A 15474-nucleotide genomic window follows, 5' to 3' on the forward strand; every position below is an offset into this window, starting at 1 on the left:
CGGATATCGCTTCTTTTGGTGAAACTCATCTGATTCAGGGTTATCTTATACGGGTTGAATGGCGAGATGGGGTGTTCCGCTACTTTCATCAACGAACAGTATATATTGATTGCCAGCAGTCCCTGTTAAGACCAGGCCAGGTTGACCTGCAACACCAGGATTGTAATATCTGAGTTGTTGCAAAACGGGTAGGGAGAGTGGAAGAGTAGGTTGATTGAGTGCCATTAATTGTGTAGCGGCCTTAACACTATCTCCAGCTTCAATCACTCCGCCTACACCCAAATGGTTGACAATCGAGGAGCTGGCGTTGATTTGAAGGCTGCCTGTTATGGTCTGACTGCCATTGACGTTTAGATCGACACCAACGGTTTGATTACCATTAACTTGCAGATCTTGGTTAATGGTCTGATTACCGGTTACAAGGATGCTATCAAAAGTTGGCAAAGATATCATCTCCTATATAGTATTCTTATATTCTATGAGGACAAGATCTGGAATGATCCGGGTGGCCACACATTATATAGCTGGGATAAAGCCCCTTTTGCAAAAAAAGAGTTAGCGAAACACTATTTCGTGCATATTGTAGGCAGAGAATGTTTTCGCATGGAACAGGAGGGTTTGTTATCCGAAAGAAGTCAAGAACGCAGGTTAAGTCCGCGAAAAAGAAACGTTCAGTTCATGATACGAACCGTTTATTCCTGAGACAGATGAATGTGGTTCTGAACAGGAAACTCAAATCCATGCGTAAACATATGGAAGTACAGCATTTGGAACTGAATCAGCAATGGCTGAAAATGATGCAGGTGGGAAGCATACCCGCCCGAGAAGTGCCAAAAGTGATCTATAAGGAGTTAAATGTGCTTCTTATTACTCCTTGTAATGACCGAGAAATGTCATCACATTGTGTCCTGATCGAACAGAGTCTGAAACATCTCGTGAGAAATGTGAATGAGATTAAATATATCGAATCCGTGTCAGCCTGTTTGTCTTCCTATGATGTTGACCTGATTATGGTTATCGGAAGCGGAGAAAACTTGCCGGATGAGAATATTACAGCATTAAGGACATCCACCGTGAAAAAGGCCATCTGGTTGTCTGCCGATCAACAAGTGAACCAAAGCGAAACTATTCTACCGATTTTTGATCACGTGTTTACACAACAATCAACCCAAATAAGCGATGATCAGCATCATATGGGAAGCACTGGTAGTCATGAACTGTTCATGCCGCCTGATCCACATATATTCTGTCCGCAAGCTGTTCCCCCGGAGTACGAATCGGATGTTTATATCATCGGGGATGCAGAACCGGATGACATCGTCACCGCTGTTGCCAAATCGGGTCTTTTGGATAACAAAAAGGTTCGGGTAGATGGAAAGGGTTGGGCACAGATCGGGGATTTCGATCCTGTTCATACGAATGAAGCTCGTCAGATGTTATATAACGGAAGCAAACTGGTTATTCATCGTGGCGAATCAATCAAAAACGTGATGGAAATTGCCGCATGTGGGACGTTTCAACTCATAGGACCATCTGTGAATCAGAGCAACGTGATTGACCTTAGTAATTTTCAACAATACAACTCTTGTGAAGAACTCACTCAGAAGTTTGAACATTACTGGCAGAGTGTTGATGCAAGGAGACTGGCCGCTAGCCATGCTCTGGCATACATGAAATATAATCAATCCCATCTACAAAAAACATTGCGACTGCTGGATATCATTTTCATATAAATCATCCCAAAAATCACAGGAGCGTAGGCTGCATCATGTTGCTGCATTGGAGGAGTTCTGATTGAAGGTAATTGCTCTGCATCTGCCCCAATTTCACCGGATTGAGGAGAACGACCGATGGTGGGGGGACGGTTTTACCGAATGGACGAATGTAAAAAAAGCCGCGCCTTTATATTCGGGTCATCATCAGCCTAAACAGCCATTTCAGGGGAAATATTATGACCTTTCCGATCCAGATGTACGAAAGTGGCAAGCGGAAACGGCTAAACAGCATGGCATTTATGGATTTTGTTATTATCATTATTGGTTCAAAGGCAAGCGTTTGCTGGAAAAACCAGTGAATGAAATTTTGGATAGTGGGGAGCCTGATTTTCCTTTTTGCTTGTCCTGGGCCAATGAGACATGGACAAGAAAATGGGATGGGCAAGAATCCGATATTCTCATGGCCCAGAACTATGGGGATCGAGAGGATTGGGAAGAACATTTTAATTATCTGGTAAAAGTATTTAAGGACAAACGATATATTCGAGTGGAAGGTAAGCCATTATTTCTGATCTATCGACCAGCCAGTATTCCGCAATGTGAGGAAATGATTCAGTTTTGGCGTGAATTGGCTTTGAAACATGGCCTGAAAGGGATTCAATTTGTGCAGACCATTGGTGGATTCCCTACATTTAATGGTCAGATCTTTGATGCGAGTATGGAATTTGAACCGCATTATACGTTTGCACATGGACATATGAATGGAATATGGATCGAAATGAACATCAAGGGACAGCAGCATATTGCTGTGAATTACGACAAGGTATGGTCCTCCATTCTCGAACGAACACCACACCGTAACGGAGAAATTGTCTATCCAGGTGCTTTTGTCAATTGGGATAATACACCGCGGAGAGGTGTTGACGGACAGAGTACGCTCGGGGCCACCCCAGAGAAGTTTGGGCTGTATCTATCCAGACAGATGGAACGAGCGAGGACGCTGTACAAAAGTGAATATCTTTTTGTTAATGCCTGGAATGAGTGGGCGGAAGGGGCATATCTTGAGCCGGATCAAAACTATGGTTATGCTTATTTGAGCGAACTCAAGAAAGTAACTCAGCATGAATCGAACAGAAACAAGTCTATAGGAGGGAGTTCCGAATGAGGGAACTCTCTCTCTGCTTTGAGCTTATTTATAGACCATGTTTCGTTGTAAGTACCGTTTTTTGTTTGCGGTACTCCGTTGGAGTTAACCCTGTATGCTTTTTGAACTGTCTGGAGAAATAATACAAATCACTGAAACCGAGATGCTCGGCGATGGCAGTTATTGTGTTTGGGGTACAGGCCAGCAACTCCTTGGCCTTATCAATTTTTTTGCCAGTAATATAGAGGATCGGAGGAACTCCGATCTGCTGCTTGAAGAATCGAATGAAATAATTTGGATGCATATAGGCGATCTGGGCCAGATCCTGAACCGAAATATTCTCTTCGATGTTGGAATCAATATAAGCCAGAATGGTGGACAGTTTCTCCATGACAGGCACGTTAATAAAAGAGATCTGATCCAGATCCAGATTCATTAGATAGTGGGATAGTAACTCGGTCAGTTTGCTCTTGGCCATCATATGGGCATAGACTTCATCGGATTTTGCATATGTAAGGATACTGCTGAAGATTGCTTGAATCAACTCAGGTTGATCTATCGTACAGATGTGTGGGAATTTCAGAATTTGGAACAGATTGATTCCCCCAACCTTTGCGCTAAAGTGACACCAATATTTGAGAAAAGGACGGTCATTAATGGCAGAGTAAGACTGTTTGATCCCCTCTGGCATTAAAATAAGCTGATTAGGTGTAGGGTAATACTCCTCATCCCCAATTTTGAGCCAACCTTCACCTTCGCATATGAAATAAAACTTGCTGTAATCGGGCGTGTAATCCAGATCCCGCCAATCCGTATCGCACCGATTGTAATTGACCATAAATAATTCGACTTGGAGATTGGACAGGTAGTTCGTAAGCAAAGTTTGGTGATTCATACTTTTCATCTCCATACAAGGTTATTATTGTCCATCTAAAAGTTAGTGTTCTGCATGTCTATCCTTCGGTCGTAGCACTACAATACAACTACAGACAATAACAGAAGGGATGAGAACATCTCATGGACAAAAACGAATATTTGCAACATATTGAAGCAACGATTGAGAGCGGTAAATTCAAGGACAACTGGAGTTCGCTTAGCACCTTCCAAGTACCCGAATGGTACCCAAAAGCGAAATTCGGCATATTCATTCACTGGGGGCTATATTCTGTACCAGCCTATGATAGCGAATGGTATTCGCGAAATATGTACATACAAGGGACCAAAGCTTATGAACATCACCTTGAGGTGTATGGACCTCATAAGGACTTTGGATATAAAGACTTCATTCCGATGTTTCGTGCAGAGAAGTTTGATGCAGATGAATGGGCAACATTATTCAAACAGGCTGGAGCCAGATATGTTATGCCTGTGGCTGAGCACCATGATGGTTTTCAGATGTATAAAAGCTCTATCTCTCACTATAACACATATGAAATGGGCCCCAAACGGGATCTTCTGGGTGAGATGAAGGTTGCATACGAGAAGCAGGGGCTAACATTATGCGTGTCGTCTCACCGCGCCGAGCACTGGTTCTTCATGTCTCACGGGAAGGAGTTTGATTCAGATATTAAGGAACCCCTGGAGCGTGGGGATTTCTATTGGCCTGCCATGCCTGAACCCAAGGATCACTTCGACTTGTATGACTCACCTCCAACCGAGGAGTATCTGGAGGACTGGTTGATTCGCTGCTGTGAACTGGTTGATCAATACCAGCCAAAGGTCTTTTATTTTGATTGGTGGATTCAAACGGTTGCGTTCAAACCCTATCTTAAAAAATTTGCTGCCTATTATTATAACAAAGGCGAAGAATGGGGTGTGCCTGTAGCTATCAATTATAAACATGAGGCCTACATGTTTGGTAGTGCCGTTCCGGATGTGGAGCGGGGACAGTTCGCTGAGCTCAAGCCCTATTTTTGGCAAACGGATACAGCTGTCGCTAAAAACTCATGGTGTTATACGGAAAATAATAACTATAAAACGGCTGAGGAGATCATTCGGGATCTCGTCGATATTGTAAGCAAAAACGGAAACTTACTGCTGAACATTGGACCCAAAGCAGACGGCAGCATACCGAATGAAGATCGCGACATTTTGCTGAGCATCGGCAAGTGGCTGGAAGTGAATGGGGAAGCGATCTATGACACGTCATTCTGGCGTACGTTTGGCGAGGGTCCGACAGAGGTGAAGGAAGGGCAATTCACGGATGGGGATACGAAGATATTTACGAGTGAAGATATACGGTTTACGTTAAAAGAAAGCAGTCTGTATGCCACGGTTCTTGCCTATCCAGATAACGGGGTGGTGCAGATTAAATCCCTGAAGGAAAATTCTCATCATTTTCAAGGGGTCATTCAAGATATTCAGGTACTTGGCTATGAAGAACAGCCAAAATGGGAGAGAACAGCGGACGCACTGACGATCACAACGACAACTGTGAAAAGTAATGCGCCTATTGTTTTCAAAATTAAATTGGACTAATCAACAAAGATAAATAAATACTGTAAATATAAAAAGGGCGCATCCAGGGGTATTGTACTCATCGGATAGCGCTCTTTTGGTTGGGCTATACATAGGGCTGACTTCCATGCAAAATCCTCTCCATGATAATGGAGGTTCCTCCAAGCTGAAAACTGTAATTCGGAAATTTACTTATATAATAATCACGAAATTCTTGCTTGCTAATATACTGATATCATCAAACCAGTGATGTTCGCCTGTAATGGATTGATTGAGACTCACTAAGGAGGATCTGCAAAAAGATGAAACCAAAGAAACGCATCAGATATGGTTGGAGCGGATTTAAGAAAAAAAAAGCTGAGGACTGTGACCATCCCCAAGAGCAGCACAAAGAACACCATCACGAGCACCATCATAACCACCACAATCATCATCACAATAACCACCATCATAAGTGTTTTGACAAAGAAGCCGAATTCCTTCTCAAATTAATTGGTGAGTTGAAGGGAGCAATTGTACAGGTTTTTGCCAATCCCACGCCTCACAATGTTTCACTTCTGATTGAGGTACTGCGTAAATTACTGGCTCTGGTTCATTGCTCGGATTTGAAAAAGGGAACCAAGGCAGATCTCGAAGCGATCTTGGAGCTTACCATTGTATCTGCAGAGGCCGTTCCATTTTCTCCGATCAGTGTGGGAACCAATTTGCAACAATTGCTGGATGTGCTCCTATCTGTCATTTTACAGGGGAATATCGATTCGGCTGAGAAAGATCAACTGGTCATTTTGATCCGGGCGACCGAATTGGCAATCACAACAGGGCTTAGAAACATAGGCAGTCAAGGTCCGGCAGGACCTGCAGGACCAGCGGGTCCTCAGGGCGTACCTGGTCCACAAGGCCCGGCTGGCGCTGCTGGTGCTCAGGGTGGTGTAGGTCCAGCTGGTACACCGGGAGCTGCTGGTGCCCAGGGACCAGCAGGTGCAATAGGTGTTACTGGAGCAACGGGTGCGGCAGGCCCAGCAGGTGGCGCAACAGGAGCGACAGGTGCAACGGGGAGTACAGGAGCTGTTGGGGCAGCTGGCGTTACAGGAGCAACAGGTGATCCTGGCGTAGCAGGAGCCACCGGAGTCACAGGGAATACGGGTGTAGCTGGACTTGCGGGAGTCACCGGGGCTACCGGGGCAACGGGTGTGACAGGAGATACGGGTGCAGCCGGAATTGCAGGGGTAACCGGGGCTACCGGCGCAACTGGGATTGCGGGAGTAACTGGCAGCACTGGTGTTACTGGGGCTACGGGTTCAGGAGCCATTATACCGTTTGCTTCTGGCGGACCCGCCATATTAACAACGATTCTTGGTGGACTGGTCGGAACGACAAGCCTTATCGGTTTCGGCAGCTCGGCAACAGGAGTCAGCATTCTGGGTGGCACGATTGATTTAACAGGAACGATTGTCGGACCACTCATTAACTTTGCGTTCTCTGTTCCACGGGATGGCGTTATAACTTCGATTGCTGCCTATTTCAGTACCACAGCAGCCTTGGCCTTGGTTGGTTCAACGGTGACCATCACTGCGCAATTATTCAGTTCACCTACTCCTGATAATGCATTTACTGCGGTTCCGGGGGCGGTCGTTACACTGGCACCTCCACTCACCGGTATTATTGCATTGGGTAGTATCTCCAATGGCATAACAACCGGATTGACTATACCTGTGACTGCACAGACACGTCTGCTGCTGGTGTTCTCGGCAACGGCAGCCGGACTCACACTTGTGAATACGGTTGTCGGGTATGCAAGTGGCGGTGTGAACATTACATGATGAGATATAAATTTTGATCTGAGGCCGACTCAATCGTTTCTATAAAAATCACAAAGTAACCCCATGACTCATATGAGCCATGGGGTTAGAACTTTTTATAAATAATTGTGATATCTATTACTACCAATCATTAGTAGTAAATGTCATAGCTTCCACCATAACCATTGGGTGAGTAAGCTACAATTTTATGATAACCATACAAGTTCTCAAGAGTGATGCTTTTCGTTCCATAATCAGACACGATTACTCTTCCATCTCCCTTCAGGGTTCCACTCATATCTTCAACTTTAAACACATATTCCCCTGTTGTAAGAGGGTTAAACCTAAAGGTGACTTTTCCACTCAAGTAAATATCGGTACTATATCCACCATTGAAATATTCTCTTAAGGGATTTGGGGCAAAAATATTAATTTCTTGTGCTTGGGACTGTTGTTGTGTCTGAACTTCCTGGGAGGAAGGGTTAGTTAGCGTAAGAGCTTCATCAGCGAATACCGCTGGAACAGATGCTAAAAGCATCGCCATGGAAGAAAGAGCTGCAATTGCTGTTTTTGATATTTTTTCACAATCAAACATCTCCTTTTGGTATATAAAATTTAAATTAGATTAGAGTTCGTACTGTTCACAAAAAGACAAAAGATCAATAGAGCAGTAGCTTTCCTCACAGTCATTTCCTAGGATGAGAGTGAGGTTGATCTGGCGCCAAATGTATGTTACAAGATAATCCTACATTTAATTCCAAATATATACAATACAGTTTTCATGATTTTCTGTACTATTTTTGTTAAATATATACTTTATTCATATATAGTTCACAAATTAACATTTATAAGCTCAGACGATTACGGAGAGGGAATACACGATTCGAACACGCCATAAACGAAAATTGACACAGTAGGATGAGCCTCTGCTTTGCCACTTTGTTTGAATAGTAACCTTGAACATCAAGTCGTAGTTTCATAGAACTACTACATTTGTTCATTAAGCGAAATGAAATACATAAATGCGAAATGAGAGTATGAATACGTAAGCGACATGAGACACATAAAAGCATTAAATAGACTTATTTTCTATATTTTTCAATAAAGTGCTTGTATATATCGAATAATGATTTTATACTATACCAATAAAATCCAATTAAATTCCTAATCGACTATTATATGTAATTAAAATGTTTAACTACTCACTCGAATCACGATCGAAAGTCATATCCACCACTCCTTAGCAAGCGTTCTGCTAACGCTCCAGATTACCCTTCCACATGAATGCTTATAGACATTCACTCTCATTGCATTATTCAAACACCCAAACTATTCACTCACATGGTTTAATCCGATTCAATCAATCTCCTAAACTTCCAAGTAAAAAATCATAGACTGATCTGTTATCTCTTCTGACTCATATTGTTCCCTAACCAGACCTGTAAAGGAGGTGAGGCTTTATGTGAAATCCAGGGTATCTATTTCGTACGCAATAAAGGTTATTATACCGTTTTATTCTGCAGAGAAGGGCACATGTACCAGACTAAATTAAAAAACCGGGTAAAAGGAGTGGAAAAGTTTGATAAAGATTAATCGGTTACGCAAGCCCATCTCCATGGGGCTCTCGCTTCTCCTTGCATTTTCGATCATTCATCCGGTTTCAGCTGAAAACTCCACATCATCCAAATTGGATATGAAATCTGGACTTGCCAAAGTTACGGAGTCCAAAGTAAACGCCAAGCTGACCAAAGAATTTGATGGTAGTGAATATGTGACCTATCTGGTGAAAATGAAGGAACAGGTGGATACAGCAGCAGTCTCCAAACAGGCCCTTGAAAAGGCGACCATCGCCAAACAAACGGCTTCAGCCACAAAGCTGTCCGTTCGTAATTCGGTCGTCAGCTCTCTGCGAGAAACGGCCTCGCGTACACAATATCCATTGGAAACTTATCTGGAAAAGGAAGTTGACCTGGGTAAGGTCAAAGAATATAAAAGCTATTTTATTGTCAATTCATTGGCAGTAACGAGTACCAAAGAAGTCATGGAACAGATTGCGCTGCTGCCTGAGGTGGAGAAGATTCTACCGAATGAGACACGATACTTACAGAAAGCCGAAGTGAGTAAAGAACCGGTGAATGCGGCATCAGGCAAAGATGTTGTCCAAACGCCAACTAAAGACTCTTCAGTCGGAGTCAAAGACAAAGAGCCTGCTGCAAAGGACAAGCTTGCAACAGAGAACGTGGAATGGAACTTGGATTACATCAATGCGCCAGCGGTGTGGGATCGGGGCATCGATGGAACAGGGATTGTTGTTGCCAATCTGGACAGTGGTGTGGATTATACCCACCCGGCGCTTCGCAGCAAATGGCGGGGACTGGATGCTTCAGGCAATATCGTTGATCCCGAACTAAGCTGGTATGACCCGCACAGTAATGCTTCCCTCCCTGCGGACGGAGACGGGCATGGTACGCACACGATGGGTACGATGGTTGGCTCGGAAGCAGATGGCACCAATCAGATCGGGGTTGCTCCCGGTGCGAAATGGATTGGTGTGCGGATATTCAATCCGGAAACAACGGATGCCATTATTCTCGATGGCGGACAATGGTTGATCGCTCCGGTGGATGCGGAAGGTAATCTGCATCCTGAACTTGCACCGGATGTCGTTAACAACTCGTGGGGCGGAGGCGCAGGATTGGATGAATGGTTCCGTCCTATGGTCCAAGCTTGGCGTGATGCTCAGATTTTCCCGGAATTCTCCGCAGGAAATGTGAGACTGGGTAACCCGGGCGGACCTGGTTCTGTTGCTAACCCAGCCAACTATCCTGAAAGTTTTGCTACAGGAGCAACCGATATCAACGGAAATCTGGCTTCGTTCTCCCTGCTGGGCCCATCCCCGTATGGTGAGATCAAACCGGAAGTATCTGCACCTGGTGTGAATATCCGTTCATCAGTTCCGGGCGGAGTATATGAGGGAGGCTGGAACGGAACATCCATGGCAGGCCCGCATACAACTGCCCTTGCTGCACTGCTGCTTCAGGCCAATCATTCCCTTACGGTGGATCAGCTGGAGCAGATCATTACAGATACAGCCACGCCGAGAACGGATAGTCAGTATCCGACATCTCCTAATAACGGCTACGGTCACGGCATTATTAATGCCCTTGATGCTGTGGGTTCTGTACTCGAAGGGATCGGCACAGTATCCGGCAGAGTGGTTACGGCCGGAGATGATCTGGAAGAGCCAGTACTGGCACATACCCCTGTTAATTCTGCCTTTACAGGCATCGATATACCATTAACCGCTCATGTGACAGATAACGTCGCAGTAGTCTCCGTCGAGGCTTTTGCCAAAACGACAGGCACCAACCAGTACGTCTATCTGCCGATGAACCGGATTGCTGGAGATAACAAAGATGGGACATATACAGCGACAATCCCTGCTTTTCTTATTGAACCGCAAGGTGTGGAGTATTATATCCGCGTGAACGACTACGGCAACAACGGATTCGAAAGTCAGGTATATAAAGTGGCTGTCTCCAATGGTGTTCAGCCAGGATATCTTCAGGATTTTGAAGAAGATCAACTGGGCTTCACCACTGGTGGGACCGGAAGTACTTGGGTATGGGGAGCACCAACCAGTGGTCCTGGAAGTGCATACTCCGGTGACAAGGTGATTGCAACCAATCTGCAAGGAACTTATGTGGCGAATAGCAATGCATATCTGCTTGCGCCGCCTATTGATCTAACCGAGAGTCCAGAAGGGGCGTTATTATCCTTCAAGCACTGGTATGACCTGGAGAATAACATCGACTTCGGCAAGGTATACATCGCTTCCGAGGATAGCGATTATGTGTTCCAAGAACTGTTAACCTTCACGGGTACAGGTGGCAATTGGAAGACACAATATGTGGATCTTCGCGAATACGCGGGACAGCAGGTGTTCATCAAATTCAATCTGACGAGCGATAATTCATTGCAAAAGGCTGGCTGGTACATTGATGATTTCGCTGTAGAAGAACTGGATGAGATTGCTCCGGGCGCTCCTGCCGGATTGTCTGCGACGGCCGATATTCTTGGTAATGTAGCCTTGAGCTGGACGGGTCCGAGCGATGAGGATCTCGAATCCTATGTGGTATATCGCTCCACAACCGCAGGTGCAGGTTATGAATCGATTGGAACTGCAACAGGAACAACGTTTACAGATACGGCTACGGTGACAGATTCGACGTATTACTATACCGTTGCCGCACTTGATTATAGTGGCAATGAAAGCGACAAATCGAATGAGGTCTCCATTACAGTAGAGGTGCCTCAGGATATCTACATCGATCATTTCGATGGCAGTGATGATAATGGCTGGACTCATTCAGGAACCAAAGATGAGTGGGAACGCGGTATTCCGGTAACGGGACCTGCCAGCGCGGTTTCTCCACCGAATGTTTGGGCGACTGATCTCGACAATACGTACGAGAGTGGCTCCAACTATTCACTCGTATCTCCGGTCATTGATTTGACGGATGTGTCCGAAGGAACACTCACGTTTAATCATTGGTACGAGATTGAGAGTGGATACGACTACGGCTATGTGGAAGTCACCAAGGATGGTGGAACCACATGGTCAGAACTGGGCAAATTCTCACATAGTACAAACGGTAAACAATGGACACCGGTATTTTATGATCTGGATGCACTTACCGGTAATGAAGTTCAATTCCGATTCCGCCTGACCTCAGATAACAGTGTTGTGAAGACAGGCTGGTTCATTGATGATTTCCGTGTACTGGGAGTTGCTGCGGAGACGGTAACGGAGGACAGTGCGGTTGTGCTTAACAATGACAAACCAAAACCGTCCTATGATAATCCATGGTACAAAATTTCGCGGACAGACAAAGCGGAATTTAACAAAACGAAACAGCAATTACCGGAGGTTGAAAAACCAGGAACAGGTTCGGTTAATCCACAAAGCCTGCCTGCAAGTGCAACGGTTACCGTACTGGAAACCGGACGTTCGGTGAAGACAGATCCAGCTACAGGCAAGTATACTTTCACACACGTAGCAGGTGATTACACGTTAAAAGCTGAAGCATATGGATATTATCCTCGAACTCAGCAGGTAACGATCACGGATGGCAATGGTGCCAAAGCCAACTTTAATCTGGAGGCAATCCCGCATGGACAGATTGAAGGTGTAGTAACGGATGAGCGGACAGGACAACCACTGGCTGATGCTTCTGTTCTCGTGGTGGAAGATGCCAATGTAGGTGAAATTCGCACAGGTTCAGATGGCAGCTTCGATATTCAGGTATTGGAAGGAAGTTATACCCTGTCCATCCGGGCTACTGATTATTACAGTAAAACCGTTACTGTTACTGTCCCTGGTAATGGTACGGCTGAGGCAAATGTTGCCTTGAAACCATTCATCGGTTTCCCTGGGGAAATTGCTTATGATGATGGAACAGCAGAGAACGCACGAGCTTTTAACGCTGCGGATAACGCTTGGGCGGTTCGAATGACACCAGAGCTGGAGACCGCTCAACTGACAGGTGCATCGTTCCGATTCTGGAACACCGAATGGCCTGTACCTGGAGGTACAGCGTTCCAATATGCCGTATATGATGCATCGGGTGCGGGTGGAGCTCCAGGACGACAGCTGGCTGGACCATTTGACGGTACTGCACTTCGTAACGATCAATGGACAACCGTTGAATTCCCAGAACCGGTCATTGTAACGGGTGACTTCTATATCGTGTATGTGCAGAGTGTAGCCGGAACAAGTGCTCCGGGACTCGCTACCGATGAGAATGGTACGAATGCTGGTCGAAGCTGGCAGCGTGTAAGCGGAGCATGGAGTACTTCACCGGTAGAAGAAGGCAATTACATGATTCGTGCAGTCGTGAGATATCCGGTAAATGCACCTGTGCTCACAGTACCTGCAAACACGTATACGAATCAATCGACCTTCACTGTGTCGGGAACGTCTCCGGCATCTGGAGCTCAGATCAAGATCTACAACGGCAAGGATCTGGCTGGCACTACAACGGTGGTAAATGGGAAGTTCTCATACGGTGTGAAGCTCCGTTCTGGCATTAATGCGATTACTGCGGAGGCAGTGGTAGACGGTAAAACAACGGACCGTTCACTCCCCGTAGTCATTATTCTGGATCAGACCAAACCACAATTGACGATTCTCACGCCAGCTCAAGGGGATCGCATCAATGCAGAAGTGGTTCATGTAACGGGTAATGTCGTAGAACAATTCCTCGATAAGGTAACCGTTAACGGACAAACCGTACAAGTGGGTAAAGACAGAAGTTTCAGTCACCGTGTATTGGTCAATGAAGGCGAGAACACAATTACCATTACAGCAACCGATATCGCTGGTAACAAAACAACCGTAACCCGCACCGTCTATGTGGAAACGGCGTTGCCAGAACTTACGAATATTACTCCGGCTGAGGATGTTCGAATCACATCAGGGGAGAGTGTTACCGTTTCATTTGATAGTAAACCTGGTCTGCAAGCATCTTTCCGTATTCAGTTACCTTTGAATCTGAATGCCCAAGGGGCAGGAGAGATTCCATTGGTGGAGACTGAACCTGGTCGTTATACGGGTACGTACACAACACCTTTGTCCCTTGTTCTGGATGGTGGAGTCATTGTGATTCGCGCTCAGGATGCAGCAGGCAACAAAGTAGAGGCGGAAGCAGCTGGACGATTGTTCGTCAGCGCAGCACAAGAACAATCCGTTCCAGAACCAGATTCGAGCCCTGAAGAGACTGAAACAGAAGTAGGTCCACCGTCCGCTGAGGGTCTGCAACCTTAATTATGCAAAGTGTGACATTGACGATAACTTCATTTTGACCATCTAAGCAAGAAGCCGATAAGCGGAGGTATCCGGGCTTGTCGGCTTTTTGTTGTCTTGATTCACATCTGACGCCTAAGATTACTCGGCTATGGTTATTTACACCAAATAAATTTAATAATAAACTTTTGGAAATGAAGCATCCATTGGAATGCTTTTTATTTTGCTCTCACATGTCAGCAGGTGAGTTGTCTCCTTTCTTCACATTAATGATATAACATGATATATTAGGATGTAGAACATGAGAAGTATGGGTATTTATGGAGGTGCTTGTATTGGGGAAAGACTCGGCATCCAAGCCGATGTATGAACAGATCTTTGAATCCTTGCGCGAACGGATACAGCTTCATCAATATCAAGTGGGTGAGCGTGTTCCTTCCGAGAAAGAATTATGTGATGAATTCGGAGTTAGCCGGATTACAACTAAAAAAGCACTTGAGATGCTGGCGAGTGAACAATTAATTGTTCGTCAGCCGGGACGGGGTTCTTTTGTAGCCGACACAGCAGATATGTTACAAGAAAGACCTAACAGACCTGCTCCACGTGCTGCGATCAAAGATCCAGAAAAGAAGCTGCTCATTGGTCTGGTCATCACTAACTTCAGTGACATGTATGGTACAGAACTGTTATATGGGATGGAAGAAGCTTCGCGAGAGCATGATTGTTTTCTCGTACTTAGACGTTCCTTCGGGATTCCCGAGCAGGAGGAACAGAGCATTCAGGAACTGCTGGAACTGGGTGTGGACGGATTGATTATTTTCCCGGCACAGGGTGAATATTTCAGCGATGAGATTCTTAAACTGGTCGTTAACAAATTCCCGTTTGTCCTGATTGACCGGTACTTGAAAGGCATTCCGGCTTCATCTGTCAGTACGGATAATGTAGGCGCGGCGCGAGAAGGGACGAATTATCTGTTCGATCTCGGTCACCGACACATCGCTTTTCTGACGCAGCCTCCAGCGAACACTACACCGATCGAAGAACGAATTGAAGGCATTATTGAGGCTCACAATGATCAAGGAGTTCTGGTGAACAGGGAACTGTGGTTAGAATCTTTTCTTTCGACACTGCCAAGTGTGTTCGATCCTCAAGTCGAGGTCCGTGATGTGGAGACATTGGTGGAACATTTACAGAAATATCCCCAGATTACTGCACTCTTTGCTGCGGAGTATCATATTGCTTTACTTGCAGAACAGGCAGCGGATCGGCTTGGTCTGAGAATCCCGGAAGATATGTCCATCATTTGCTTTGACAGTCCAAACGCTGCCGAAGGAAGCCGTGTAACCCATATGAGACAAAGCCAGTTTGATATGGGAAAACAGGCATTCGAGATGGTGCTTCAAAGTATGCAGAACAACGAAATGACAGTGAACAGAGTTGTTTTACCTGCCCGATTGGTGAAGGGTAAGTCAACGAGTATGGTGAAACAAAAGGGTTAATTATAACAACTTAATATTCATTGTGTTCAATCAGGGGCTTCGTATAAACGAGGCC

The 15474-nt window shown here is 45.4% G+C and carries 9 protein-coding genes; 6 read left to right on the forward strand and 3 right to left on the reverse strand.

The features are described 5' to 3' along the window. Positions 1 to 45: 45 nt before the first annotated feature. Positions 46 to 453, reverse strand: a complete 408-nt coding sequence (locus MKY01_RS14195) for a hypothetical protein (RefSeq protein WP_235200735.1) — start codon at positions 451 to 453, stop codon at positions 46 to 48. A gap of 287 nt (positions 454 to 740) precedes the next feature. On the opposite strand from MKY01_RS14195, the gene MKY01_RS14200 reads away from it, so the two are divergent. After that, on the forward strand, positions 741 to 1733 hold the full coding sequence (locus tag MKY01_RS14200; protein ID WP_339286727.1) for a hypothetical protein: 993 nt from the start codon (positions 741 to 743) through the stop codon (positions 1731 to 1733). Positions 1734 to 1794: 61 nt separating this feature from the next. Beyond that, complete coding sequence (locus MKY01_RS14205) at positions 1795 to 2880, forward strand: glycoside hydrolase family 99-like domain-containing protein (RefSeq protein ID WP_339286728.1); 1086 nt, start codon at positions 1795 to 1797, stop codon at positions 2878 to 2880. 28 nt (positions 2881 to 2908) lie between these two features. On the opposite strand, the gene MKY01_RS14210 is transcribed toward MKY01_RS14205, so the two are convergent. Continuing rightward, on the reverse strand, positions 2909 to 3754 hold the full coding sequence (locus MKY01_RS14210; RefSeq protein ID WP_339286729.1) for an AraC family transcriptional regulator: 846 nt from the start codon (positions 3752 to 3754) through the stop codon (positions 2909 to 2911). 122 nt (positions 3755 to 3876) lie between these two features. Between MKY01_RS14210 and MKY01_RS14215 the strand changes: the two genes are divergently transcribed. Continuing rightward, the gene (locus MKY01_RS14215; protein ID WP_339286731.1) at positions 3877 to 5337 is read left to right on the forward strand and encodes an alpha-L-fucosidase; all 1461 of its coding nucleotides are present in this window, start codon (positions 3877 to 3879) and stop codon (positions 5335 to 5337) included. Positions 5338 to 5618: 281 nt separating this feature from the next. Then, positions 5619 to 7136 (forward strand): exosporium glycoprotein BclB-related protein, encoded by a 1518-nt coding sequence (locus MKY01_RS14220; protein WP_339286732.1) that lies wholly within the window; start codon positions 5619 to 5621, stop codon positions 7134 to 7136. Between the two features lie 130 nt (positions 7137 to 7266). On the opposite strand, the gene MKY01_RS14225 is transcribed toward MKY01_RS14220, so the two are convergent. Further along, on the reverse strand, positions 7267 to 7710 hold the full coding sequence (locus MKY01_RS14225) for a hypothetical protein (protein ID WP_339286734.1): 444 nt from the start codon (positions 7708 to 7710) through the stop codon (positions 7267 to 7269). 984 nt (positions 7711 to 8694) lie between these two features. Here MKY01_RS14225 and MKY01_RS14230 point away from each other — a divergent pair. Together MKY01_RS14230 and MKY01_RS14235 are read left to right on the forward strand one after the other, a co-directional pair. Beyond that, on the forward strand, positions 8695 to 13941 hold the full coding sequence (locus MKY01_RS14230; RefSeq protein ID WP_339286736.1) for a S8 family serine peptidase: 5247 nt from the start codon (positions 8695 to 8697) through the stop codon (positions 13939 to 13941). Positions 13942 to 14246: 305 nt separating this feature from the next. After that, positions 14247 to 15419, forward strand: coding sequence for a GntR family transcriptional regulator (locus MKY01_RS14235; protein ID WP_339287168.1), 1173 nt, complete (start codon positions 14247 to 14249; stop codon positions 15417 to 15419). Positions 15420 to 15474: the final 55 nt, after the last annotated feature.

It is taken from the genome of Paenibacillus sp. FSL R5-0486, assembly GCF_037975155.1.
Lineage (GTDB): Bacteria > Bacillota > Bacilli > Paenibacillales > Paenibacillaceae > Paenibacillus > Paenibacillus amylolyticus.